24 protein-coding genes are annotated in these 24698 nt (G+C 67.9%); 17 read left to right on the top strand and 7 right to left on the bottom strand.

Features of this window, described 5'->3' with window-relative positions; translation table 11 throughout:
* Positions 1-5: 5 nt before the first annotated feature.
* The 9 genes from AC1Q7H_RS09370 to AC1Q7H_RS09330 all read left to right on the top strand — a co-directional run bounded on the left by AC1Q7H_RS09370 (position 6) and on the right by AC1Q7H_RS09330 (position 9325).
* Positions 6-959 (top strand): PDR/VanB family oxidoreductase, encoded by a 954-nt coding sequence (locus AC1Q7H_RS09370; RefSeq protein WP_211979392.1) that lies wholly within the window; start codon positions 6-8, stop codon positions 957-959.
* Positions 960-1062: 103 nt separating this feature from the next.
* Entirely contained in the window at positions 1063-1527 is a 465-nt protein-coding gene (locus AC1Q7H_RS09365) for an SRPBCC family protein (protein WP_211979393.1), read from the top strand.
* Positions 1508-1864 carry an ArsR/SmtB family transcription factor gene (locus AC1Q7H_RS09360; RefSeq protein WP_013953727.1) on the top strand — a complete coding sequence of 119 codons (357 nt, stop codon included), beginning with the start codon at positions 1508-1510 and terminating at the stop codon, positions 1862-1864. The genes AC1Q7H_RS09365 and AC1Q7H_RS09360 overlap by 20 nt, the downstream gene beginning before the upstream one ends.
* 248 nt (positions 1865-2112) lie before the next feature.
* The gene (locus AC1Q7H_RS09355; RefSeq protein WP_041228712.1) at positions 2113-3327 is read left to right on the top strand and encodes an efflux RND transporter periplasmic adaptor subunit; all 1215 of its coding nucleotides are present in this window, start codon (positions 2113-2115) and stop codon (positions 3325-3327) included.
* Between the two features lie 10 nt (positions 3328-3337).
* Positions 3338-4030, top strand: coding sequence for an ABC transporter ATP-binding protein (locus AC1Q7H_RS09350; protein ID WP_013953729.1), 693 nt, complete (start codon positions 3338-3340; stop codon positions 4028-4030).
* Positions 4031-4036: 6 nt separating this feature from the next.
* Entirely contained in the window at positions 4037-5191 is a 1155-nt protein-coding gene (locus tag AC1Q7H_RS09345; protein ID WP_013953730.1) for an ABC transporter permease, read from the top strand.
* A 15-nt stretch (positions 5192-5206) separates the two neighbouring features.
* Positions 5207-6373: an ABC transporter permease gene (locus AC1Q7H_RS09340; protein ID WP_211979394.1), complete on the top strand. Its 1167-nt coding sequence runs from the start codon at positions 5207-5209 to the stop codon at positions 6371-6373.
* Positions 6374-6549: 176 nt separating this feature from the next.
* Positions 6550-7740, top strand: coding sequence for a sodium/glutamate symporter (gltS, locus tag AC1Q7H_RS09335; RefSeq protein WP_013953732.1), 1191 nt, complete (start codon positions 6550-6552; stop codon positions 7738-7740).
* 1 nt (position 7741) lies between these two features.
* Positions 7742-9325: a TAXI family TRAP transporter solute-binding subunit gene (locus tag AC1Q7H_RS09330; RefSeq protein ID WP_211979395.1), complete on the top strand. Its 1584-nt coding sequence runs from the start codon at positions 7742-7744 to the stop codon at positions 9323-9325.
* Between the two features lie 20 nt (positions 9326-9345).
* Here the strand turns inward: AC1Q7H_RS09330 and AC1Q7H_RS09325 are convergent, their stop codons facing one another.
* A complete protein-coding gene (locus AC1Q7H_RS09325; RefSeq protein ID WP_013953734.1) occupies positions 9346-10155 on the bottom strand; it encodes a CDP-diacylglycerol diphosphatase in 810 nt (269 codons plus the stop codon).
* A complete protein-coding gene (locus AC1Q7H_RS09320) occupies positions 10143-10376 on the bottom strand; it encodes a hypothetical protein (protein WP_010810991.1) in 234 nt (77 codons plus the stop codon). The genes AC1Q7H_RS09325 and AC1Q7H_RS09320 overlap by 13 nt, the downstream gene beginning before the upstream one ends.
* 153 nt (positions 10377-10529) lie before the next feature.
* On the opposite strand from AC1Q7H_RS09320, the gene AC1Q7H_RS09315 reads away from it, so the two are divergent.
* Positions 10530-11015, top strand: a complete 486-nt coding sequence (locus tag AC1Q7H_RS09315; RefSeq protein ID WP_013953735.1) for a DM13 domain-containing protein — start codon at positions 10530-10532, stop codon at positions 11013-11015.
* 173 nt (positions 11016-11188) lie between these two features.
* Here the strand turns inward: AC1Q7H_RS09315 and AC1Q7H_RS09310 are convergent, their stop codons facing one another.
* Positions 11189-12259 carry a porin gene (locus tag AC1Q7H_RS09310; RefSeq protein WP_211979396.1) on the bottom strand — a complete coding sequence of 357 codons (1071 nt, stop codon included), beginning with the start codon at positions 12257-12259 and terminating at the stop codon, positions 11189-11191.
* Between the two features lie 310 nt (positions 12260-12569).
* On the opposite strand from AC1Q7H_RS09310, the gene AC1Q7H_RS09305 reads away from it, so the two are divergent.
* Positions 12570-15197: a penicillin-binding protein 1A gene (locus AC1Q7H_RS09305; protein WP_211979397.1), complete on the top strand. Its 2628-nt coding sequence runs from the start codon at positions 12570-12572 to the stop codon at positions 15195-15197.
* Positions 15198-15253: 56 nt separating this feature from the next.
* Here AC1Q7H_RS09305 and AC1Q7H_RS09300 read toward each other — a convergent pair whose 3' ends face one another.
* The 4 genes from AC1Q7H_RS09300 to AC1Q7H_RS09285 form a co-directional block, all read right to left on the bottom strand.
* A complete protein-coding gene (locus tag AC1Q7H_RS09300) occupies positions 15254-15655 on the bottom strand; it encodes a type II toxin-antitoxin system VapC family toxin (RefSeq protein ID WP_456802795.1) in 402 nt (133 codons plus the stop codon).
* On the bottom strand, positions 15655-15897 hold the full coding sequence (locus tag AC1Q7H_RS09295; RefSeq protein ID WP_013953739.1) for an antitoxin: 243 nt from the start codon (positions 15895-15897) through the stop codon (positions 15655-15657). Before AC1Q7H_RS09295 ends, AC1Q7H_RS09300 begins: the two co-directional genes overlap by 1 nt.
* A gap of 133 nt (positions 15898-16030) precedes the next feature.
* On the bottom strand, positions 16031-17353 hold the full coding sequence (locus AC1Q7H_RS09290) for a DUF1501 domain-containing protein (RefSeq protein ID WP_211979399.1): 1323 nt from the start codon (positions 17351-17353) through the stop codon (positions 16031-16033).
* Between the two features lie 13 nt (positions 17354-17366).
* Entirely contained in the window at positions 17367-18956 is a 1590-nt protein-coding gene (locus AC1Q7H_RS09285) for a DUF1800 domain-containing protein (protein WP_211979400.1), read from the bottom strand.
* A gap of 199 nt (positions 18957-19155) precedes the next feature.
* On the opposite strand from AC1Q7H_RS09285, the gene AC1Q7H_RS09280 reads away from it, so the two are divergent.
* The 6 genes from AC1Q7H_RS09280 (at position 19156) to AC1Q7H_RS09255 (ending at position 24641) form a co-directional block, all read left to right on the top strand.
* Complete coding sequence (locus AC1Q7H_RS09280; RefSeq protein ID WP_211979401.1) at positions 19156-20079, top strand: DMT family transporter; 924 nt, start codon at positions 19156-19158, stop codon at positions 20077-20079.
* Entirely contained in the window at positions 20063-20827 is a 765-nt protein-coding gene (locus AC1Q7H_RS09275) for an AraC family transcriptional regulator (protein ID WP_211979402.1), read from the top strand. Before AC1Q7H_RS09280 ends, AC1Q7H_RS09275 begins: the two co-directional genes overlap by 17 nt.
* 259 nt (positions 20828-21086) lie before the next feature.
* The gene (locus AC1Q7H_RS09270; protein WP_013953745.1) at positions 21087-21707 is read left to right on the top strand and encodes a hemerythrin domain-containing protein; all 621 of its coding nucleotides are present in this window, start codon (positions 21087-21089) and stop codon (positions 21705-21707) included.
* Between the two features lie 207 nt (positions 21708-21914).
* Positions 21915-22388 carry a bacteriohemerythrin gene (locus AC1Q7H_RS09265; RefSeq protein WP_492381137.1) on the top strand — a complete coding sequence of 158 codons (474 nt, stop codon included), beginning with the start codon at positions 21915-21917 and terminating at the stop codon, positions 22386-22388.
* A 51-nt stretch (positions 22389-22439) separates the two neighbouring features.
* A complete protein-coding gene (locus AC1Q7H_RS09260) occupies positions 22440-22952 on the top strand; it encodes a MarR family winged helix-turn-helix transcriptional regulator (protein ID WP_013953747.1) in 513 nt (170 codons plus the stop codon).
* 369 nt (positions 22953-23321) lie between these two features.
* Positions 23322-24641, top strand: coding sequence for a Rieske 2Fe-2S domain-containing protein (locus AC1Q7H_RS09255; protein ID WP_211979404.1), 1320 nt, complete (start codon positions 23322-23324; stop codon positions 24639-24641).
* The last annotated feature ends 57 nt before the right edge of the window (positions 24642-24698 follow it).

Here is a 24698-nt window from a genome sequence, read left to right as displayed (position 1 = left end):
CCGCCATGACTGACACGCTCCGCGTGCGCGTCGGCCGCGTCGAGCCGCTGGCCGCCGGCATCAAGCGCTTCACCCTGCAACCCTGCGAAGGCGGCGCGCTGCCCGCCTTCGACAGCGGCAGCCACGTGGTCGTCCATATGGACGGCGGCCGGCTGCGCAACGCCTATTCGCTGACCAGCACGCTGGGCGAGCCCGGCCACTACCAGATCGCGGTGCGGCTGGAAGAGGCTTCGCGCGGCGGCTCGCGCTATATGCACGAGCAGGTCAGCGAAGGCGACGAACTGCATATCGGCGCTCCCGGCAACCTGTTCAGCCTGGACCACGGCGCCCGCCGCCACCTGCTGATCGCCGGCGGCATCGGCATCACGCCCTTCATGACGCATATCCAGGCGCTGGCCGCGCGCGGCGCGGCGTTCGAACTGCACTACTGCTTCCGCAACGCCCAGTCCGCCGCCTTCCTGGACGTGCTGCCCGCCACGCTGCAGCTCGGCCAGCTTCACCTGTACGAGAGCGACAGCGGCACCATGCTCGACCTCGCCGCGCTGATCGCCGCGCAGCCTGCCGACACGCACGTCTATGTCTGCGGCCCGGTGCCGCTGAACGACGCCGTGGTCAACGCCGCGCGCGCCGCGGGCTGGGACGCGGGGCGCATCCACTTCGAGCAGTTCCGCAACGAGGTCGACGCCACCGGCGGCGCCTTCGAGGCCGTGCTGCAGAAGAGCGGGCTGACGCTGCAGGTCGGCGCCGACGAACCGCTGCTGCGCGCCATCGAGAAGGCGGGTATCAAGGTGGACTGCATGTGCCGCGAAGGCATCTGCGGCTCCTGCGAGACCGCCATCGTCGAAGGGCAGGCCGATCACCGCGACCAGTACCTGTCGGATGCCGAAAAGGCCGCGCAGAAGACGATGATGCTGTGCGTGTCGCGCTGCAAGGGCCAGCGGCTGGTGCTGGACCTCTGAGCATACCGCGGTCATTCGCAACCTTTTGGTTGCATTTCCCCGTCCGGTCTCCTAACATGCCACCACGAAGTTGCCTATTCATGCGTGAACAAGGAGACCGGACATGGCTTCATCCACCGACCGCATCGAGCGCAGCGTCCTGCTGGCCGCCCCCATCGAACGCGTCTGGCACGCGCTGGCCGACGCCGACACCTTCGGCAGCTGGTTTGGCGTGAAATTCGACGGCGTGACCTTCGCACCCGGTCAGCGGGCCGTGGGCAGCATCACCTATCCCGGCTATGAATACCTGAAGTTCGACGTAGAGGTCGAACGCATGGAGCCGCCCCGGCTGTTGTCCTGGCGCTGGCATCCGGCGCCAATGGAGCGCGGCCGCGACTATTCGGCCGAACCGCCCACGATGGTGGTGTTCGAGCTGAAGGAAGCCGAAGGCGGCACGCTGCTGACCGTGGTCGAATCCGGCTTCGACCAGATCCCGCCCGAACGCCGCATGGAGGCCTTCCGCATGAACAGCGGCGGCTGGGACGGGCAAATGGAAAATGTCCGGAAGCATGTCAGCGGCGCAGCCTGAAACCTCCCCCGCGCTGGAACTGCGCGATGCCGCGACCGTCTTCGCCGCGCTTGGCGACGAAACCCGGCTGCGGCTGGTGGCAGCGCTGTGCGCGGGCGGCACGATGTCGATCGCGCAGCTGACCGCGGGCAGCGCCATGACGCGCCAGGCGGTCACCAAGCACCTGCAGGTGCTGGCGCAGGCCGGGCTGGTGCGCGACAGCCGCGCCGGCCGCGAGCGCCTGTGGCAGTTCGAGCCCGGCCAGGTCGAAGCCGCGCGCCGGTCGCTGGAAGCGATCGGGCGGCAATGGGATTTCGCGCTGGCGAAGCTGAAGCTGGCGGTGGAGACCAGTCACTAGCTGACAACGTTGATTGCGCAGCCGGTTTGCTCCCCTCTCCCGCCTGCGGGAGAGGGGCAGAGGGTGGGGGAAGGCGCTGGCAAACCACCGGCTGTACTCCGTGGATGCTCCGGCCCTCACCCTAGCCCTCTCCCGCAAGCGGGAGAGGGAGCAAACAAGTGGTTCTACTCCCGCTCGCTGACCATGGACACCCTTTCACTCGCCGCTATACTGGGAGCCCCGCCCATCACAGCGAGAGGAAGCGCGCAGTGGCTGACCATGATCTGTCCAGGCTGAAAATCGACCGCGGCGCCGCCGCGGCCGGCGCCAGCATCCGCCCCCGGCGCAGGTGGCTGCGCTACGCAGTGATCACGCTGGCCGTGCTGGCCCTGGCCGGCATCGCCATGAAGCTGGCCGGGCCGCGGGCGGTGCAGACCGTCACCGTCACCTCCGCCTATCCCACGCAGAATTTCACCGTGCTCAATGCCACCGGCTATGTCGTGCCGCAGCGCAAGGCGGCGGTCGCGTCCAAGGCGCAGGGCCGGCTGGAATGGCTGGGCGTGCTGGAGGGCTCGCATGTGAAGAAGGACGAGATCATCGCACGGCTGGAGAGCAAGGACGTCGCCGCCTCGTTCGCGCAGGCGCAGGCACAGGTCCAGGTGGCGCAGGCCAACCTGGCACTGCAGCAGGCCGAACTGAAGGACGCCGAGGTGAACCTGCGCCGCTCGAAGATCCTGATCGTGCCGAACGCCATCTCTCGCACCCAGTATGACGCCGACGTGGCGCGCTTTGACAAGGCGCGGGCCTCGGTAAACAGTTCGCGTGCGTCGATCGCCTCGGCCCAGGCCAATGCCCGCGCGGCCGAGGTCGCGGTGGAGCAGACCGTGGTGCGCGCGCCCTTCGATGGCGTGGTGCTGGTCAAGCATGCCAACGTGGGCGACAACATCACCCCCTTCTCCGCCGCCGCCGACACCAAGGGCGCGATCGTGACCATCGCCGACATGGAGACGCTGGAGGTGGAAGCCGATGTCGCCGAATCCAATATCGGCAAGATCCGCGCCGCCCAGCCGTGCGAGCTGCTGCTGGATGCGCTGCCGGGATTGCGGCTGGCGGGGCAGGTGTCGCGCATCGTGCCGACGGTGGACCGCTCCAAGGCCACCGTGCTGGTCAAGGTGCGCTTTGTCGACCGCGATGCGCGCGTGCTGCCGGACATGAGCGCCAAGATCGCCTTCCTGTCGCGCGCAGCCTCGGCGCAGGACCGCCAGCCGGTGGTGGCGGTGCAGCCCGCCGCCGTGGTCACGCGCCAGGGCCGGGAGCTGGCCTATGTTGTGAAGGACGGCCGTGCGCATGAGGTGCAGGTCAAGACCGGCGCCAAGCTGGGCGAACTGGTGGCCGTGCAGGGCGTCAAGCCCGGCGACGTGCTGGTGCTTTCGCCGGCCGACAATCTCGGCGACGGCGACCGCATCACCGTGGCCAAGCCGTAGAGAGGACCGCATGAGCGCAGCACCGCTGGTGCAGATCAGCCACGTCGCCAAATCCTACCGGCGCGGCGTGCAGACCGTGCCGGTGCTGACCGATATCTCGCTCGATATCGGCGAAGGCGAATTTGTTGCGCTGATGGGGCCGTCCGGCTCGGGCAAGAGCACGCTGCTGAACCTGATCGCCGGCATCGACCGGCCCGACAGCGGCACGCTGCACGTGGCGGGGCTGGACATCACGCGGCTGCCGGAAGCCGAGCTGGCCGACTGGCGCGCCGCCAACGTCGGCTTTATCTTCCAGTTCTACAACCTGATGCCGGTGCTGACCGCGTTCGAGAACGTGGAGCTGCCGCTGATGCTGACCAGCCTGCCGCGCGCGGAGCGGCGCGCGCGCGTGGAACTGGTGCTGGGCATGGTCAATCTGGCCGACCGCATGAGCCACTACCCGTCGGAGCTGTCGGGCGGCCAGCAGCAGCGCGTGGCGATCGCGCGCGCGCTGATCACCGACCCCGCGCTGATCGTCGCCGACGAGCCCACCGGCGACCTCGACCGCACCTCCGCCGCCGAGATCCTGGCGATGATGCAGCGGCTCAATGCCGATGCCGGCAAGACCATCATCATGGTCACGCACGATGCGCACGCCGCCGCAGCGGCGGGGTCGCTGGTGCACCTGGAGAAGGGGGAGCTGATCCGTGGCGAGATTGCCTAGATCGTCATGTACGCACTCAAGCTGATCACCCGCAATGCACTGCGGCACAAGTTGCGCACCGCGCTGACGGTGTTCGGGCTGGTGATCGCGGTGCTGGCGTTCGGGCTGCTGCAGACGGTGATCGACGCCTGGTATGCGGGCGCGTCTGCGGCGTCCAGCGCGCGTCTGGTGACGCGCAATGCGATCTCGCTGGTGTTTCCGCTGCCGCTGAGCTATGAAAGCCGCATCAAGGGCGTCGACGGCGTGGCCTCGGTGGCGCGCTCCAACTGGTTCGGTGGCGTCTATCGTGATCCCAAGAACTTCTTCGCGCAGTTCGCGGTATCTGACAACTACCTCGACCTCTACCCGGAATTCATCGTGCCCGACCAGCAGCGCGCCGACTACCAGCGCGACCGCAAGGGCGCGCTGGTCGGGCGCCAGCTGGCCGACCAGTTCGGCTTCAAGCTCGGCGACGTGGTCCCGATCAAGGGTACCATCTACCCCGGCACCTGGGAGTTCGTGGTGCGCGGCATCATGGAGGGGCGCGACGAGAGCACTATCACGCGCCAGATGGTGTTCCACTGGGAATACCTGAACGAGACCGTGCGCAAGCGCACCCCGCGCCAGGCCGACCAGGTCGGCGTCTTTGTGCTGGGCGTGGACAACCCCGACAACACCGCCGCGATCTCGCGCAATGTCGATGCGGTGTTCCGCAATTCGCTGGCAGAAACGCTGACTGAGACCGAGCAGGCCTTCCAGCTGGGCTTTGTCGCCATGTCCAACCAGATCATCGCGGCGATCCGCGTGGTGTCCTACGTGGTGATCGTGATCATCATGGCGGTGATGGCCAACGCCATGGCGATGAGCGCACGCGAGCGCACCGTGGAATACGCCACGCTCAAGGCGCTGGGCTTCGGCCCCGGCTTCCTGGCGCTGCTGGTGTTCGGCGAGTCGCTGGCGATCTGCGTGGCCGGCGGCGCGCTCGGCATGCTGGCGACGCCGCCGGTGGCAAGCGCCTTCAAGCAGGCCGTGGGCGGCGTGTTCCCGGTCTTCACCGTGTCGCCCCAGACCATGCAGCTGCAGGCGGCCTGCGCGCTGGCGGTGGGCGTGTTTGCCGGCATCGTGCCGGCGGTGCAGGCTGCGCGCGTGCGCATCGTCGAGGGCCTGCGGGCCATCGGCTAGCGCACGGAGGCTGACGTGGCGATCCCGCTGACCTATATCGCGCGCAACCTGTGGGCCAGGCGCCTGACCACCGCCCTGACCGCGGGCGGGCTGGCGCTGGTGGTCTTTGTTTTTGCCACCATGCTGATGCTGGACGCCGGCCTGAAGAAGACCCTGGTCACCACCGGCGAGCAGAACAACGTGGTAGTGATCCGCAAGGGTGCCGAGACCGAGATCCAGAGCGCGGTCGCCCGCGACCAGGCCAGCATCATGGAGATGCACCCGGCCGTGGCCATGAGCGGCGCGGGCCGGCCGCTGGCCTCGCGCGAGGCGGTGGTGCTGATCTCGCTCACCAAGACCAGCACCGGGCAGCCGTCCAACGTGGTGATCCGCGGCATCTCGCCGCCGGGCATGGACCTGCGCCCGCAGGTGCGGCTGGTGGCCGGGCGCATGTTCCGGCCGGGCTCGTCCGAAATCATCGTCGGTAGCAGCATCGCCAGCGGCTTTGCCGGGGTGCAGATCGGCGAGCACCTGCGCTTTGCCCAGCGCGACTGGACCGTGGTCGGCCACTTCGACGCCGGCGGCAGCGGCTTCGACTCCGAGATCTGGGGCGACGTGGACCAGCTGATGCAGTCGTTCCGGCGCAATGCGTATTCGTCGATGGTGGTGCGGCTGGCGGATACGGCGCTGTTCGACCGCTTTCGCGCCGATATCGACGTCGACCCGCGGCTGGCGGACGAGGCCAAGCGCGAGCAGGCCTTCTACAGCGACCAGTCCAAGGCGCTGTCCAGCTTTATCAATATCCTGGGCTTCACGCTGTCCACCATCTTCTCGGTCGCGGCGATGATCGGCGCCATGATCACCATGTACGCCTCGGTGGCCAACCGCGTTGCGGAGATCGGCACGCTGCGCGCGCTGGGCTTCAAGCGCGTCAACGTGCTGGCCGCCTTCCTGATCGAAGCCGCGCTGCTCGGGCTGGTGGGCGGTATCGCGGGGCTGGCATGCGCCGCGCTGATGCAGTTCGCCTCGTTCTCGACCACCAACTTTCAGACCTTCGCGGATCTTTCGTTCCGCTTCATCCTGACCCCGGCCATCGCGCTGCAGACGCTGGCGTTCTCGATGGTGATGGGGCTGGCAGGCGGCTTCCTGCCGGCGGTGCGCGCGGCGCGGATGAATATCGTGGACGCGTTGCGGGCGCGCTGAGCCGACGCCCGGGGCGGCCCCCGTCCCATCCTTTCCTTGCCTTATTCCACCCGCGCGTCTACAACCCGTAGTGATGCATGCTCCCCGTCAGGCACTGCCGGCGGCCAGTGCACCCCCGGCACGGCCAGCGGCGCCCGATGGCATTACCCCGCAACCCTCTCCGCCAGGACGGCCCGATGAACCTCGACCTGCTGAGTTCGCTGCTGACTGCCGTCGTGGTGCTGCTGATCGGCACGCTGGTCAACCGCAGCGTCGGCGTGCTGGCGCGCTACAACATTCCCGACCCTGTCACCGGCGGGCTGCTGTTCGCGATCCTCGCCTCCGTGGCGCTGGCGGCAGCGGACTTCCGCGTGGTAATCGATCCCGGCATGAAGCCGGTGCTGCTGCTGATGTTCTTCGGCGGCGTCGGGCTCTGCGCCGACCTGCGCATGCTCAAGCGCGGCGGCAAGGCGCTGGTGATCTTCCTGATCATCCTGCTGCCCTATATCTTGGTGCAGAACGTGGTAGGCGTGGCCATGGCCCGGACGCTGGACCTGCATCCCATCTTCGGGCTGGTGAGCGGATCGATCACGCTGGTGGGCGGCCACGGCACCGGTGCCGCCTATGCCGAGCGCTTTGCCGAGGTCAACAACCTGCAGGCGGTGATGGACCTGTCGATGACGGTGGCCACCATCGGCCTGATCGTGGGCGGCATCATCGGCGGCCCGGTGGCGCAATACCTGATCTCGCACTACAAGCTGCGCTCGACCGCGCGCGAGGCCGGCGACACCGAGGAAGAAGCCGCCGCCATCTCGCCCATCACTACCGTCGGTGCGCTGGCGGCGCTGGCCGGCATGCTGGCCGCGGTGATCGGCGGGCGCTGGATCGCCGCGCAGATGCCCGCCGGCCCCATCACCATCCCCGGCTTTCTGTGGTGCATGATGCTCGGCATCGCCATCCGCAACCTGCTGCCCTTTATCGGGCTGCGCTTTGACGACCGCGCCACCGACCTGATCACCAATGTCTGCCTGTCGCTGTTCCTGGTAATGACCATGATGGCACTGGACCTGGCCGAGGTGGCGCTGTCGGCAGGCCCCTTCCTGCTGATCATCGCCATGCAGGTGGTCTTCATCATTCTCTATGTGGTGCTGGTGTGCTTCCGCTTCATGGGGCGCGACTACGAGGCCGCGGTCACCTCGGCCGCCTTTATCGGCTTCAACATGGGATCGACCGCCACCGCCATGGCCAATATGCGCGCCATCACGTCCCGCTACGGGCCGGCACCCACCAGCTACCTGATCACGCCGCTGGCCGGCGCGTTCTTCGTCGACCTGATGAACGCCTTCGTGCTGACCATGCTGCTGGCATTGCCGCTGATCGGAGGCTGACATGCGCCGCGCCCTCCTCACCCTTCTCTTTGCCTTGCTGGCCAGCGCCTGGCTGGCAGGCTGCGGCGGCGGCCCGCCCGCGGACGGCATCCGCACCGGCATCAACGAGCGGCTGGCGCAGGCGCTGCCGCCGGGCACGGTGGAACTGGCCGGCCTGGACCGGCGCGGCTCGCAGGCCGACACCAAGGCCCCGGCCGGCGAGACCCGCCGCGTGGTGTATTTCGATGCGGAACTGAAACTGCTGCGCGACTACGACTTCGGCGCGTGGGACTCGCCCGGCGTGGCCGGGCTGGTGTCGGCACTGGGCGCGGGCCCGCGCGGCATCACCGGCATCACCAGCGGCGGCAACAAGGCCGGCGACATCATCCGCGCGCATGGCACGGCGCTGTACCGGCGCGACGGCGAGCGCTGGGTCGGCGTGCTGCCGGCCGGCTACCGCCCCGCGGAAGCCCCGGCCGTCGCCGCCGATGCGCAAAGGGGCCCGGCGGCGATCCTGGACGCGATGCGCAAGGTGATCGAGTCCGTGCAGAAGGATGCCTCGCCGGCACAGCGCGCCGTGATCGAGCAGGAACTGACCACCGCGCACGCCAACATCCGCGCGCGGCTGGCACGGGTCAACGAGGGCTATGCCATTGCCGCCGGCGCCGAACACGGCCAGTACCTGCGCTTTGCGAAGGCGCTGGTGGACGGGGCGCGCGTGCGCGCGATCCCACTGGTCACGCACGGCGGAGAAGAGAACCTGCGGCTGCTGCGCGCCGGCAAGGTCTCGGTGGCGCTGGCGCAGGGCGACGCGGCGCTGGAAGCCTACGAGGGCAAGGGCGCGTTTGCCGCCGACGGCCCGCAAGCCTCGCTGCGCGCCATCGGCAGCCTCTACCCCGAGCCCGTGCACGTGCTGGTGCGCGACGCCGATCCCGCCCGCTCGGTATCCGAGCTGCGCGGCAAGCGCATCGCCGTGGGCGAGCGCGGCTCAGCCTCGCGCGTGACCGCGCTGCGCGTGCTGGCAGCGCACGGCCTGACCGACAAGGACTTCAAGGCCGAGGAAGTCGGGCTGAGCACCGGGCTGGTGGCGCTGCGCCAGAACCAGGTCGACGCGGTGATCCAGGTGATCGGCGTGCCGGCCGACAGCATCCGCGACGCGCTGGGCGAAATGCCGCTGCGGCTGCTGCCGCTGGATGAACGGGTCATCACCGCGATGGTTGGGCAGAAAGCGGGCTATTTCAGCGCCACCATCGCGCCGGGCACCTATCCCGGCCTGCACACGCCGGTACGCACCATCGCCACGGCGGCGATCCTGGTGACCGGGCCGGACCTGTCCGATACCGAAGTGGCCGAGCTGACGCGGCTGGTCTACCGCCACGGGCGCGACTTTGTCGCCCGCGGCAGCGCCCAGGGCGCACAGATCGCCGTGGCAACGGCGCGTGAAGGGCTGATGATCCCGCAGCACCTGGCGGCGGCCAAGGCGCTGGACGCGCTGGCGACACCCGGCGGGACGCCCGCCAAGCCCAGCGGAACGCCCGCGAAGCCCATTGAAACGCCTGCGAAGCCCGTTGAAACGCCTGCGGCTTCGGGCACCCGGGCGCAGTGAGGCCCGGCGCTGGCCGCCGATCAGCCCGGCGCGCTCGACAAGCCTTCGGCCAGCCTGCAGCGCCGGTCCAGGAAATCGCTGGCGTGGCCGTTGCTGCCAGCCGCCGTGTCGACGGGCTGGTCGATCACGACAAAGCCTGCCCCGCCCTGCCGTTCCTGCACATAGGTGACAAAGATGCCACGGTCCGGTGGCGCTGCGGCGGCGCTCCCCCTGGTGCCGTCACGCACAAGCTGGAAAGGGTCGACCGCCAGCCGCGGCGCGCCGGCCGGCACAAAGATCGCGCGCACCGGCTTGCCCTCGAGCCGCAGCGCAGTCCAGCCGGTGCCGATCGGCCCGGCCGCGCCATTGACCACGGCGCGCGCGGCCGCGCTGATGCAATCGAGATGGATATGCAGCTGGTCCTGGCTGCGCGAGGCGCGGGAATTGATCGCCAGGCCCAGCATGTCGTCAGGCACGGCCTTGCCAAGCGAGCGGCCAACGATGCCGCGCGCGGCCCAGCCGAAGGCCCAGGGGTTGGCGCCTGCGCCGTCCCAGGCTTTGGCATCGTCGATGCCGGTCACCGTCCGTGCCGGGATCACCAGGTAGTGCGACTTGCCGATCGCGTCCTTGTAGAGCACCAGTCCCTGGGACCGGTCCACTTGCGCGCAATCGGGATGCGCCGCCGCAGTATTGCCAAGGCAGCGCTGCTGCACGTTGCGCCACAAGCCATCGCGACCGCCCGACAGGAAGCCGACGACGTTTTCGGCGGTGCAGCCGGCCAGGGCCAGGATGGCCGCCAGCCACAATGCGGGGGCACCGCGCCAACCGCGTGCCGGCTTCAGCGCCGGCACGAAACTCCGTAGAAAGTCCCGGCGCGTGGATTAGACACCACATAGGCGTGGCGCTGCGCCCAGAACTGCGCGGTACGGAAGGCTTCGGCCTCGCGCTCGCTCCAGTCCGTTGCAAGCAACGGCAGAGCCTCGGCATCGGTGGTGAGATAGACGCGCGCCTGATAGCGGGCGGATTGCAGCGTGCCGGTACGGATGGTGCGGATCGTGACGTGGAGGGTCATAGGCAGCTTCTCGACAAGGCGACTACCAAATCATAACCACTTCCGTGTGTTGGATTGGTGAAACCGTTGCGAATGTGCTAAGGCACCACAGATCTGTCAGGATCCGGCCCCGGCATCGACTTACCCGCATCCTCATGCCTTCGGGAGAAAAACATGCCGGCCAACCCGCTCCGCAAGCCCGCCATCCTTGTGCTGACCCATCTTGCCGCGCTGGCCGTGGGCTTTGGTGCGGGCATCTATGTCTTGCCGATCCTGACGGAACAGGCCGGGGCCAGTGCCGAGCAAGTGCAGATTGTGGCACAACAGTCGCGCTACACCGGCACCTTCCGCAAAGACCTGGCGGGGAGCGACGCGTTGCACTGGGCCAGCGGCCAGCTCCATGTTTCGCCGCACGCGCTTGCCTTTGAAGGCAGCGTTGCGCCGGGGCCGGATTATCGGATCTACCTGGCGCCGGAGTTTGTCGACAACAAGGAGGCCTTCCTTCGGATCAAGGACCGGTCGCTGCAGGTTGGTGAGCTGAAGACCTTTGGCAACTTCACCGTGGCGTTGCCGGCTGGCGTGGATCCGGCGCGGTATGGGGCGGTGGTGATCTGGTGTGAGAGGTTTGGGCAGTTTATTGGGGCGGCGGGGTATCAGTAGTCATCGCCAACAAAGACACCCCGCAACCAAGGGCGAGGACCAGAGAAAAAAGAGCCGATCAAACCAACCGGCCCAACGAACCCCGCAATGCAATCCGCAGGTGTCGATATGACAGTTAATCGCCCACCCATGCAGGCATCACCCCCTGCCAGGCGGGCATCAGGCGATTACGCTCAGAAGCGATGACGCAGGCCAACGGTAGCACCAGTCTGGTTCTCACCAGCCACCACCGTACCAACCCCATTCAAGCCCAGCGCCGAACCCGACTTGTTCTTCGAGTAGCCAACATTCAGGTACACATCCGTACGCTTGGACAGCGAGTAGTCCGCCGACAGCACGAACATCCACGGATCCGCATCGCTATTGCGGGTGTCGTTGTAGTAGGCCGCGCCGGTAAGCTGGAAGGCAGGCGTGAAGCGGTACTGCGCGCCAGCCCAGTACACGTTGCTGCGGGTCGAAGCGGCGCTGGCGCTCGACACGCCGTCGTCCTTCAGCCAGCGGTAGCCGGCAAACACCTTGGCGTCGCCGAAGGCATAGGCGGTACCCACCGCGGCGCGCTTGGCGGCACGGTCCTGCAGCGCCACGGTGGCGCCCTGGTACTGGTCGTAAGCCGCGCCGACCGAGAAGCCGCCTGCGGCGTACGACAGGCCGCCGCCGAAGTTGCGCGCGACCTTGGGCTCGCCCGGGACTTCGCCGTTGTTGTCGCGGCCGAAGCTGTAGAAGCCGGTGGCGGTCAGGCCGCCGAACTTGCCGGTGTACTTGATGGCGTTGTCGGCGCGGCCGTTGAAGGCCGAGTCAACGCTGTTCAGCGAGTAGCGCGGGCCCACGCCCATCGGGTCGAAGGCGCCGAACAGGTCGTACAGCGAATTCTGCTGGCGGCCCAGCGTGACCGCGCCCCAGCCGCCCTGCAGGCCGACGTAGGCCTGGCGGCCGAACAGGCGGTTGCCCTGGCCCGAGGTGCCGGTATCGATGTCGAACCCGCTCTCCAGCACGAAGATACCCTTCAGGTCGCCGCCCAGGTCTTCGGTGCCGCGCAGGCCCCAGCGCGAGCCGGACAAGTTGCCAGAGTTCAGGCGCGTTGCCGTACCCTGGGCGCCGTTGCTGCCCGGCACGTGGCTGATCACTTCGACGCCGGCATCGACGATGCCGTAAAGCGTAACGTTCGACGCGGACTGGGCCGACGCCACCCCGGATACGGCCGACGCAGCCGCTGCTGCCGTCATTGCAAGGAAAGCTTTCTTCACTGTAATTTCTCTGTGTTCTGTTTGAGGCACGACACCGCGCCGGACCCAGGCCGGGTCGGCAAGGCCAACCCGGTCCAGCCGGGCAACCCGGCAACGGCGCATCGTCCGCACAAGTTGCGGACTCGGCATTGTCGCGGCGCAATATGAAACCTTTGTGACCCATGCTTTGCAGCAGGAAGTGGCGGATAGCCGCAAATGGGGGTTTTCCCTGTAACCAAGGGGAACGTTTTGGTACGATGCATGCTTTTCCGACGACGGTAATGCCAGTGCCCCGTGCCGCCATGTGCCTGTGCCTCGACCGCTTCGCCTCATGAGGCTGGCTGAGATCAAGACCCGGCTTGCCCCGCTGCTCGCCTCGCTGCAGGCTTCATTGCCTGCCCCCCTCCAGCAACGCCTGTCAGGCATGGCCGCGCGCCTTGCACGCGCCGGCCTGACCCGGCCCGGGTCACTGCGCCCCACGCGGTGCGGCGTGCTGGTGGGCCTGGCCGCCATCCCGGCCGCCTTCCTGCTCTATGTGCTGGTCCTGATCCCGTTCACGCCGGGCATCAGCGATATCCGCAAGGCCAAGTCCGAGCAGCCGGCGCAGGTGCTGTCCGCCGACGGCAAGGAGCTGGCGGTGTTCAAGTGGGCCAACCGCGACTGGGTGCCGCTGTCGCAAATCTCGCCCAATGTGGTGGCTGCGCTGATCGCCACCGAAGACCATCGCTTCTACCAGCACCACGGGCTGGACTGGCGCCGGCTGGCCTCGGCCGCGGTGCATACCTTTTCCGGCGACCGCCAGGGCGGGTCCACCATCACCCAGCAGCTGGCACGCAACCTGTATCCCGATGAAATCGGCCGCGCGCCCACGCTGACGCGCAAGCTCAAGGAAGCCATCACCGCGCTGAAGATCGAGGCGCTCTATACCAAGGACGAGATCCTCGAGACCTATCTCAATACCGTGCCGTTCCTGTACAACGCGTTCGGCATCGAGATGGCGGCGCGCACGTACTTCGACCGCCCGGCCCGCTCGCTGGACGTGCTGCAGAGCGCCACGCTGATCGGCATGCTCAAGGGCAACAGCTACTACAACCCGGTACTCAACCCCGAGCGCGCGCTGGACCGGCGCAATATCGTGCTGGGCCAGATGGTCAAGCGCGGCAAGCTGGATGCGGCGCGCTACGAGCAGCTGAAGAAGCGCCCGCTGCGCATCGACTTCGAACGCCAGACCGAGCCGCCCGGCCCCGCGCCGCACTTCGCGCAGCAACTGCGCAAGTGGCTGATCGGCTGGGCCGACCGCAATGGCTACGACATCTACGCCGATGGGCTGGTGGTGCATACCACCATCGACGCCCGCCTGCAGGCCATGGCCACGCAGGCCGTGGTGCAGCAGGGCAACCGGCTGCAGGCTATCGCCAACGCGGCCTGGGCGCCGCGCGCGGGCTGGGCCGCCAACATGCCGCTGGTGCAGGCCTTCGTGCGCGAGACCCCGGAGTACCGTGCCGCCATCGCCGCCGGCACCGCGCCGGAAGAGGCGCTGCGCCATCTGATGTCCGACAATGCCTTCATGCGCGCGCTGCACCAGCAGAAGACGCGCATCCAGGCCGGCTTCCTGGCCATCGACCCGCGCAACGGCGAGATCCGCGCCTGGGTCGGCAGCCGCGACTACACCCAGGACGCGTTCGACCACGTGCAGCAGGCGCGCCGCCAGCCGGGCTCGACCTTCAAGCCCTTTGTCTACGGCGCGGCCTTTGAAGAAGGCAAGACCCCCGACGACACGCTGATGGACCAGCCGGTGGAAATCGAACTGGCCGGCGGCGAGGTCTGGCGCCCCACCGATGAAGGCCGCCCCACCGGCCGCGCCATGTCACTGCGCGACGGCCTGGTCTATTCGCGCAACACCATCACCGCCCAGCTCATGCACGAAGTGGGGCCGTCCCGCGTCGCGCGGCTGGCCCGCGACATGGGCGTGCGCGACAGCCAGCTCGACCTGGTGCCGTCGCTGGCGCTGGGCACCAGCCCGGTCACGCTCAAGGAGATGGTGGCCGCCTACGGCACCATCGCCAACGCCGGCGACTACATCGCGCCCACCATGGTGACGCGCATCGAAGACCGACAGGGCAATGTGCTGCAGGTATTCCGGCCGGCCCGCGCCGAGCACGCGCTGCCCGCCGCCACCACGCAAACCCTGCTCGACGTCATGCGCGACGTGATCGACCGCGGCACCGGCGCCAGCATCCGCTCGCGCTTCGGCATCCGCGCCGACGTGGCCGGCAAGACCGGCACCACCCAGGACAACGCCGACGGCTGGTTCATTCTGATGCATCCGGAACTGGTGGCGGGCGCCTGGGTCGGCTTCAACGACAGCCGCGTCACGCTGCGCAGCGACTACTGGGGCCAGGGTGCGCACAGCGCGCTGCCGATGGTGGGCGACTTCTACCAGCGCGCGCTGCGCTCACGCATCGTCGACGGCCGCGCGCGCTTTGCCGAGCACGAAGAGACCAGCCTGTTCGCATCGCTGGGCACGCAGCTGCGCGGCTGGTTCAACCAGCTGTTCACGCGCGACAAGGCCAGCGAGACCCCGGCGCCGCGCCCGGCACCGCGCCGTCCGGCGCTGCCCGCGCCGGAGGCCGAGGTCGCGCCGCCGGCCGGCACGGCGTCGTCTGCCGCGGGGGATGTCGGCCCGGATGATTCCAGCCTGGCGTTGGACCGGGGGGAGACGGTGATTGCGGTGCCGCCAGATTCTGCTATGGGCACCACTTCGGCAAGCGGAGTGGAAACGCCGGCAGCATCAGCAGCCACGGCGCCGCCTGGCACATCCGTGCGGCCTGCTTATCCGAGCGCGCCCACGGTTCCGGCCGCGCCTGCCAATGCGCCAGTGGCGCCTGCGCCCGCCTCGCCGCCAGTCGATGCCCCTGCGCCGGCAAACGGCACCCCGAACAATTCTGCGCCGGGCTGACGATTTCGCTATTCCCGCCTAGCGTGAGATTGGCGCCTATGCGCTGGCCTGAAGGCCTACTTCAGCCAGTTTTCGCAGCGCAATCCGTCCACGCGAGAAAACTCCCCGATATTGTCGGTCACTAGCACGGCACCCAGCGATAGAGCGTGCGCCGCGATCAGCATGTCATTGGCGCCAATCACCCGTCCGCTGCGTTCCAGTCCTGCGCGCAACTCGCCGTAGCAAGCGTCAGCATCGCCGCCCAGCGGCAAGACACGCAAGCCAGCCAAAGCCTGGCCGACACGTTGGCTCAGCGCCGGAGAGCCTTTCTTGGCAGCTCCGAATCGGAGTTCGGCCGCCACAATGATGGAAGTGCACAGACTGTCAGGCTCGAGCGCGGCAATACGAGCGGCACAGGGTCCGCGGGTATTGCGAATCGCGTCGGAAATGATGTTCGTATCGAGCAGGAACAAGGACATCAGAGGTCGACATCCTCGGCAGGCAGGTTATCGATCGTCGGCCAATCGACGTCGATAGGCTCCCATTGCGCCAGCAAGGAACGCAATGGCATTGCAGCAACCGGCTCGATGATGAGGTGATTCCCTTCGCGGCGCAGAATGGCTTCCTCCCCCGGCAGTTCGAACTCGCGCGGAATCCGGATCGCCTGATTGCGGCCATTGCGAAACAGCCTGACATGGCGGATTTCATCTGTCGTGGTCATCGGGAACTCCTCAGCATATGCCAAAGCATATGCCAAATTGGAGGCAAGTGCAATCAGCCAACTCGTCGTTAGATCATCACTTTTCCCTTAAACCTGGCCCTTGTACTGACATCGGATCCAGTTGCCACGCCATTTACACCAACCCGATATCCCGCCCCCGGACCCCCGGAAACACCTGCGCCAACCGCGCGTCATCCAGCCCGTACAACTTGCGGAAGACCCCGCCCAGCACCGCCCGGTACTCATTGCGCACCGGCCAGTCGCGGTTCTGGTTGAGCGTGGCCTGTTCCACCGCCACCTGCTCGCCAGCAATGCGGCCGCCGCGCACCGCGCCGCCCGCAGCCCAGTAGACCGTGCCGTGGCCGTGGTCGGTGCCGCGCGTGCCGTTCTCGCGGAAGGTGCGGCCGAACTCGGACAGCACCACCACGGTGGTCTTGTCCCATACAGGACCCATCTCGGCGGCGAAAGCAGACAGGCCGCGGCCGAGGTTGTCGAGCAGGCCGGCCAGCTGCCCCTGCGCGCCGCCCTGGTTGACGTGGGTGTCCCAGCCGCCCACGTCGATAAAGCCGAGGTTGAAGCGCTCGCGCATCAGCCCGGCCATGCGCCGGGCCTCGACCTCGAAACCGCGCGCGCTGAGCGAGCGGCGGTTGGCGGCCTGCATTTCCTGCATGCGCGTGACCATGGTGCCGGCGTCGTTGCCCGACATTCCGGGCTGCGGCTGCGCCTGGCGCGCCACCGTTTCGCGTAACTCGAAGCCTTCATCGATCAGCGACTCAAAGCGGGTTCCGCTGTACATCTGCGCCAGCAGCTTCGCCTGGCGCGCATCGAACGGGGTGCGGCCGCTGCCCTTGAGCGAGACATTGGGCACATCGCGCGGGCCGGACAGCACCATCGGCAGGCCGTCGGTGAAGGCCACTGGCGCAGCCTGCCCGCCCATGGCCTGCGCCAGGCGGTTCAGGAAGCCGCTGCCGCGCAGCGAGGCCACGGCCTTGCGGTCCTCGCCCTCGCCGGGCAAGCCGGCCTCGATCCCGTCCTGGGTCTCGAAGTGGCTGCGCGACAGGTCGTGCGTGCCGGCGAACGGCACGAAGGCCAGCTGGCCGCGCTGCCACAACGGCAGCATCGTCGCGGCCAATGCCGGGTGCAGCGCCCAGTCGCCGATGCCACGCGCGGTGCTGTCGGCCGCAAAAGCCGGCGCCAACGCCACCGCCGCGTTGGGGTCAGCGTCCGCACCGGCCACGGGCGGGCGCCGGATGGCGATATTGGGCCGCGCGGCATAGTAGAAATCGCTGCCCGCCGGCACCAGCACGCTGGCGGCGTCATAGCCGCCGCGCAGGAACACCAGCAGGAAGCGCGCATCGGCCTGCGCCGGCAGCGCATAGACGCGCGAGGCGATGGCGGGCAGCGCCAGCCCCAGCGTGGCGCCGCCCATCGTTTTCAGCCATTGTCGGCGTTCCATGGTCCGCTCCCTGTCAGCGCTGCATCCACTCGGGCGAACCGAGCAGCACGGTATTCCATTCGGCCTGCGATTCGGCCTGGGCCAGCGCGGCGCGCGTGGCGGGGCCAAGGGTGGCTTCGATGGTGTCGTAGTACAGCTTGTTGCCGATCATCGGGAAGCGCGCGCCGCGCGGCCTCGCGCTATCGCCGGCAAACAGTCCCGCCGGCCCCGAGCCGATCGCGCGGGCGATCTCGAAGCGCCGCACCATCTGGCCCGAGCTGGCCCACGCGCTTTCCGACGACGGATAGCCGTCCGGCGCCACGTGGCCGTAGAGCGGCTCGCCAAGCTGGTTCAGCCAGTTCATCACCGGGCGCAGGTTGGCCACGGGACGGCCTTCATAGGCGAGCCGCATCGACGACACCACATAGACCATCGGATCCTTGAACTTGCGCGTGGGCGCGGCCAGTTGCCGGTCCAGTTCCGGCGCCAGGAACAAGGTGCGCAGCACCGCGGTGATATCGCCATCGGTGCGCGTGAAGGTCTGCGCCATGCGCTCGACCAGCGCCGGCGGCGGGTTGTCGGCGATGAAATAGGCCGCCAGCTTGGCGCTGATATAGCGCGCGGTGGCCGGCTCGCGCGCCAGGATCGACACCGCTCGCGCCACTTCGTCGAAACCGGCCGGCTCGATGCGCTGGCCCAGCAGCGTCTTCGCGCCGAAGTCGTGGCGCGCGGGGTTGAATTCGAACAGGCCCTCACTGCGATACAGCCCCGCGCGCGCCGGCGGCAGCCGCGGCGGCGGCGTGCCGCGCAGGTTGACGCCCACGCCGGTCAGCACGCGCGCCAGCTCCTGCACGTCCTGCTGGGTGTAGCGGGAGCCGCTGGGGCCGCCGGAGACGCCCATGGTATGCAGCTCCATCAGCTCGCGCGCGTAGTTCTCGTTGATGCGGTTGGCGCTGCTCTGGGCATTGTCGAGGTAGACCAGCATGGCCGGCGCGGTCACGTTGGCCATCAGCAGGTCGCGGAAGCGACCGAGCGCGTGCGGGCGGATGGCGCGTTCCTCGTAGTCGGCCAGCAGCAGCCGGACCTGGCCCTTGCCCGAGTAGACGTTGAAATGGTTCATCCAGAACCACGTCATCTGCTCGCGCAGCTGCGCCGGCGAGTACAGCGCGCGCAGCAGGTGGCGCCGCGTGGCATCGGCCACGATCTCGCGGCCCTGCGCGTTCAGCACCTGGCGGGCCTGCTGCTTGCTGTCGTCGTCGGGCAGCGCGTCGATGCGCTGGCGGGCGTCGCGCGCGGCCTGGATCTGCGCGGCGGCGTCGGCCTGCAGGTTGGGCAAGGCTGTGATGGCGGCTGCCAGTTCGGGTGGATCGGCCAGCGGCAGCGTCAGTTGCTGGTCGAGGAAGCCCTTGCGGCCCAGCCTGCGCAGGTCGTCAAGGGTGGCCTGGTCAGCGCCGTAGGTGACGGTGTTGAGCCAGCGCAGGTCGGTGGCGGCGGTGCTGCCGCCGGCCTCGGCCGGCACCTGTGCGCAGGCGGCCAGGCATGCGGCCAGTGCCAGTGCCGCGGCGGCCCGCCAGGAGGCGAGCCCGCCACGGCGGGGTTGTCTCGAATGCTGCGCCGGATTCATGCTCGCCTCCTCGCCTTTTTCGATCAGACCATCAGTATGTTACGTGGCAAGCGCACATCCGTTGACCCGGAGGCGCTGCGGGAGTGTTACCAATGCTTTCAGCATGCCGATTGCCGGATTTGCCAAGACAGAGGCGCGCTGCCTGGCTAGCCTAGCGCTTTGCCCATCCGATCCCGCCCCGGCGGAAACGCCTGCTTGCATGTCGCGCCCCCTGTCCGCTGCCGTCTGGCTGCCCACTGTTGCCTTCGTCCTGATCTGGTCCACCGGCTTTATCGTCGGCAAGGCCATCGTGCCGCTGGCCGATACCAGCCTGTTCCTGCTGGGCCGCTTTGCCGTGGCGGGGCTGATGTTCGTGGCGTGGTCGCTGGCCGCGCGCGCGGCCTGGCCGCCGCTGCGCGAGGCGCCGCGCCACCTGCTGGCCGGCGCGCTGATGCAGGGCATCTACCTGTGCGCCGGCTACGGCGCCGTGGCCAGGGGCTTGCCGCCGGCGATCATGGCCCTGCTGGGTGCGCTGCAGCCGCTGCTGACCGCGCTGCTTGCCATCCCCCTGCTGAAAGAGCTACCTTCCAGGCGGACGTGGCAGGGCCTGGCGCTGGGTGCGCTCGGCGTCGCGCTGGTGGTCGCCCCGGCGATGCAGGCCGGCATGCACACGGCCGCGCCGGCCCTGTCGCCCTGGATCGTGCTGCTGGGCGTGCTGGCCATTGTCTCCATCACCATGGGAACCCTCTTGCAGAAGTCCGCCATCGCCGCCTGTGACCTGCGCGCCAGCTCCGCGTGGCAGAACTTGGGCGCCATGCTGGTAGCCGCCGCGATGGTGGCGATCCAGTCCGCCGACACGCCGGTACACTGGCATGGCGGCGTGGCGCTGTGGGCCACACTGGCGTGGGCGGCGATCGGCCTGTCGGGCGCCGGCACCTGGCTGCTGGTCAGCCTGGTGCGGCGCGGCCAGGCCGCCAATGCCGCGGCGCTGATGTTCCTGGCGCCGCCGCTGGCCGCGCTGCAGGCCTGGCTGCTGTTCGGCGAACGGCTGGATGCGGTGCAGGCACTGGGCATGGCGGTGGCCGGGGCGGGCGTCTGGCTGTGCCAGACCCCTGGCAGGTTGCGGCATGCCCAAGCCCGCTGAACCCCACGCCTCGCCGCTGGTCGAGCACCGGCGCTACCGCCCGCAGCCGGACGGCCACCAGCACGGCTACCACCAGTTGCTGTTCGGCCTGGCCGGCTCCACCGAACTGGAGATCGACGGCCACGTCTATCGCGTGGATGACCGCACCGGCCTGATCGTGCCAGCCGGCAGCCATCATGAATTCCTCGGCTTCGACGGTAACCTGCAACTGGTGGCGGACTTCCCGGCGCGTTCGGTGGCGCTGCCCGCGCGGCTGATGGCGCGCCCGCGCACATTCCCGCTGGACGGCGCCTTCGGCAGCCGCGTGCGCGCGCTGGCGGCGTGGCGCGCCGCCGCGGCAGCGCGCGGGCCGCAGACCGACTGGCAGCTGGCGGCCACGCTGGCCGCGGCACTGGCGGACTGCCTCGGCATGCCCGGCGACGAGCAGGTGTTCCCGCTGATGGCCGTGGATGCCTACCTGCGCGCCAACCTGGACTCGCCCCTGCGCGTGGCGGAAGTCGCCGGGCATTTCGGCTGGAGCGTGCGGCGCTTCCAGACCCTGTTTGCCGAGGCCTTCGGCGACACCCCGCACCGCTACCAGACCCGGCTGCGGCTGGACCGCGCGCTGCAGCTGCTGACGCAATCCACGCTGCCGCTGGCCGAGATCGCGCTGGCGTCAGGCTACCCGGACCAGACCACCTTCACGCGCAGCTTCACGCGGCGCTTCGGACAGCCGCCCGGGGCGTGGCGGGCGGTCGCACGCGGCTAGCCTGCCTGCGCCGTAGGCGATTCCGGCACCGGACTAACCGTGGTGACCCTCTCGCGTCGAGGCGAGTTAGAGGGCGGCGCAGGTTGAACGTGCGGCGTATAAGGCTTCCGCCCCTTGCGAGATCCGAGCGCTTAGCGCCGCATTGATCTGCGTCAGACTTAGATCATGCAGGGAAGCTATTGTGTCAATGAGGGCCCCGCGAGTCCCGATATCGTATCGGACTCAACGGTCTGCTTGCCCAGTTTCCCAGGAGGGCGCCATGGCCACCCCACTCGTCACCTCGCTTCCGACTTCACCTTCCGCCGCGCTTTCCACCCCGAGCCCGACACCGCTTGCCGCCTGGCATACCGACCATATCCATTTCGCCTCAATGCTCGACCTGCTGGAAAAGCAGGTCAGCACCTTCCATCAGGGAGAGCAGCCCGACTACGGCCTGATGGCCACGATCATCCACTACATGCGCAACTATGGCGATTGTGTGCACCACCCCCGTGAGGATGTTGCCTACGCGCTGCTCGTGGACCGGGATCCCGGCACGCGGATCATCATCAGCCGGTTACTGCAGGAACATCGCGTGATCGCCACGGTCGGCGCGGAATTGCTCGACCGCCTGCGTGAAGCCCAGAGCGAAGTGGTCACCTCGCGAGCGGCACTCGAAGCGGCCGCCGCCATGTACCTGGTGTACTACCGCAACCATCTCTCCACCGAGGAGAAACAGGTCATGCCGCGCGCCGCCCGGTTCCTGACCGAAGCGGACTGGGCGGAGGTCGCCGCCATCGATCCGGCCAGTGCCGATCCGCTATTCGGCGCCAATGTGGAGAAGCGCTTCGCGACCTTGCGCAAACAGATCGACAGCGAAGCGAACGCGTCCATGCGCTGAACGTCGGTGGCTGCGCGGCACTGCCGGGCCTCGGCTCAGAACTTATGCCTGCGGCGCGAGGGCACATGCCGGCCGCCGTCAGCAAGCGATCGGCGAACGGGATCCGGGCGTCTTCGCCAAGCCGTGCAGCCAACAGCACTCCGCGCCATGCTCATTGTCGTTGCCTACGGAACCGGTCTATCCTACAATACTTAGGCTCCTAATAATATGACTGGAGGCATGATGGCAGCGCACAATCCAATGTACTGGCATGACGGTCTACTGATCGGTCATTCCGCTATTGACGACGAACATCGACGGTTTGCGGCACTCATCCAGTCGTTGCGCGTAGCGCCTGTTGAGCGCCTGGCGCAGATGCTGGAGGAACTGCTGCAACTGGCACGAGCGCATTTCCTGCACGAGGACAGCCTTATGGAGGCAACGGCCTTTCCGCCGCGCAAGTGCCACATTGGCGAACATGCAGCCGTGCTGGCCTCGATATCCGGCGTGCAGGCAAGGCTCGTACGCGGGGAGGTGGCGGTTGCGCGCCGGCTGGCTGAAGAACTGGAGCACTGGTTCCCCGCACATGTCCAGCATCTGGATTCGGCGCTGGCGCACTGGATCTGCAAGCAGCACGCCGGCGCCAAGCCGGTCGTCCTGCGCAGGAACCTGGAAGCCCGTCCCGCCGCGGAGCCTGCGTAAAGCACAGACAAGCCGTGGCAGAATACGCCTTTGCCCTTGCTTCCCGCCCTTATGTCGAAAGCCTCTGCAGTCAGAGAACAGGAAATCGCCCAGCGCGTCCTGCGCCGCTGGCACGACGACGTGCCCAATGATCGCCTTGCGCATCTTGTGAAAGACGCGACGCGGGTCTTCCTGCGCGCGCTGCAGCACCGGCTCTCCCAGCATGACGTGCAGCTTGGCCACTGGACCTTCCTGCGCATTCTCTGGGAACGCGACGGCATCACCAAGCGTGAGCTCAGCATTGAAGCAGGCGTGATGGAGCCGACCACATTCGCGGCCTTGCAAGCCATGGAGGCGCTCGGCTATGTCACGCTGGAGCGCCGGCCGACCAATCGCAAGAACATCTATGTGTTCCTCACGCCATTGGGCAAGCGGCTGCGCAAGACGCTGGTACCGTTGGCCGAAGAGGTCAATGCGGTGGCGGTCCAGCATCTCGCCACGGAAGAAGTCGCCACCACGCGCCGCGCCCTGCTGGTGATGATCGACAACCTGACCCGCGACCAGCAAGGTATCGAGCAAGCGTAAGCGACTGCACGGGGAGGACTGCGGCTGGCAGTCCTGTTTTCCCCAACACATCTCCAGCCGCCCCCCTCCTCCCTCCCGCTCTCAATCTTCCAGGCTGCGACCTGCTTCGCAGCCGGCACGTATTCGCCTTTCCGCCGAGCATCTGGCAAGCCGATGCCTTGCTTCCCGTCCGTCCGCGCATTGCGCACGTGACTGTGACAGCGCACGCCCTCTTTTCATTAGCCTCCTAAGTATTTTCCCTTGGTTTTCCCAATCCCGCCTTGCCACCGATGTTTGCTCTGATTATTCTTAGGCCACTAAGTATTTTTCAAGCAAAGCCAGAACGCCAGACCGGCCAGCGCCGGAGATGCGCTGGCCAGGAGCCCCCAAATGATGACGAAGGAAGAAAACGATCTGTTGTGCCGTGTAGAAGGCGATGCGCCGATGGGGCAGCTGATGCGCCGGCATTGGACGCCGGTCTGCCTGCTCGAGGAGGTGACGGAGCCCGATGGCGCGCCGGTGAAGGCGCGCGTGTTCGGCGAAGACCTGGTCGTGTTCCGCGACAGCGACGGCCGCGTCGGGGTGATGGACGAGTACTGCCCGCACCGCAGGGCATCACTGGTCTTCGGCCGCAACGAGGACGGCGGCCTGCGCTGCCTTTATCACGGCTGGAAGATGGATGTGGAGGGCAACGTACTGGAGATGGTCTCCGAGCCCGCATCCAGCGGCATGGCAGAGAAGGTCAAGCACAAGGCCTATCCGGTCAAGGAATGGGGCGGCATGGTCTGGGCATACATGGGACCGGCGGACGCGGTGCCGGAATTCGTGCCGCCACGCTGGGCGCCGACCGAGGACACCCGCGTCAGCATCGCCAAGGTGCTGCTGCCTTGCAACTGGGCCCAGGTGCTGGAGGGTGCGATCGATTCCGCGCACAGCTCGAGCCTGCACAGCTCGGACATGGTGCCGGCGCGCGTGGACTGCGCCAAGGCAACCGACAGCCTGTGGCTGCGCCCTTCGACCGACAAGGCGCCGCGGCTGCAGGTGCAGCGCGGCGGCTACGGGTTCCGCTACGCCGCCATCCGCAGGCCGATCCAGCAGGCGCAGACGCATGACTATGTGCGCTCCACGGTCTTCGTCGCGCCGGCAACCGCGCTGATCCCGCCGAACAACCTCTACAACGTCGCCAACATCAATGTGCCGATGGACGACACCAACACGGCGTTCTACTTCATCGCCTGGGGCCATCCGGCGCAGACTCCTGAAACGGAGACGTGGCGCAAGTTCCTGCGCCAGACCGTCGGCGTGGACCTGGACGCGTACTACCGCCCGCTGCGCAACATCGACAACCGCTTCTGGCAGGACCGCCAGGCGATGAAGGCGGGCAACTTCACCGGGATTGCCGGCTTCCCGAACCAGGACGTCGCGATGTGGCTGACGATGGGCCCGATCGCCGACCGCAGCCATGACCGGCTGGGCGCGAGCGATCTCGCCATCGTCGAGTTCCGCAAGCAGATGCTGGATGCCGTCCGGGCGTTCCAGCAAGGCGGCGAAGCGATCGGCACGGGTGCCAAAGCGATTCCCGCCGACGTCTGCGCGTTCCAGGCGGTGGTGCCAAAGTCCGATGACTGGCGTACGTTCAACGTGCAATACGTCTGGGCCGGCGGACCCGAACTGCCCGAGCTGGAGCCGTCGTACTCCGTCACGGCGTGAGGAGCACATCCCCCGCTGACCGCCACCCGCATTCCCCCGAGCCCCCACTCCATCACC

It is taken from the genome of Cupriavidus sp. GW823-FHT06D04, assembly GCF_058795055.1.
This window is presented reverse-complemented; position numbering and strand designations above follow the sequence as displayed.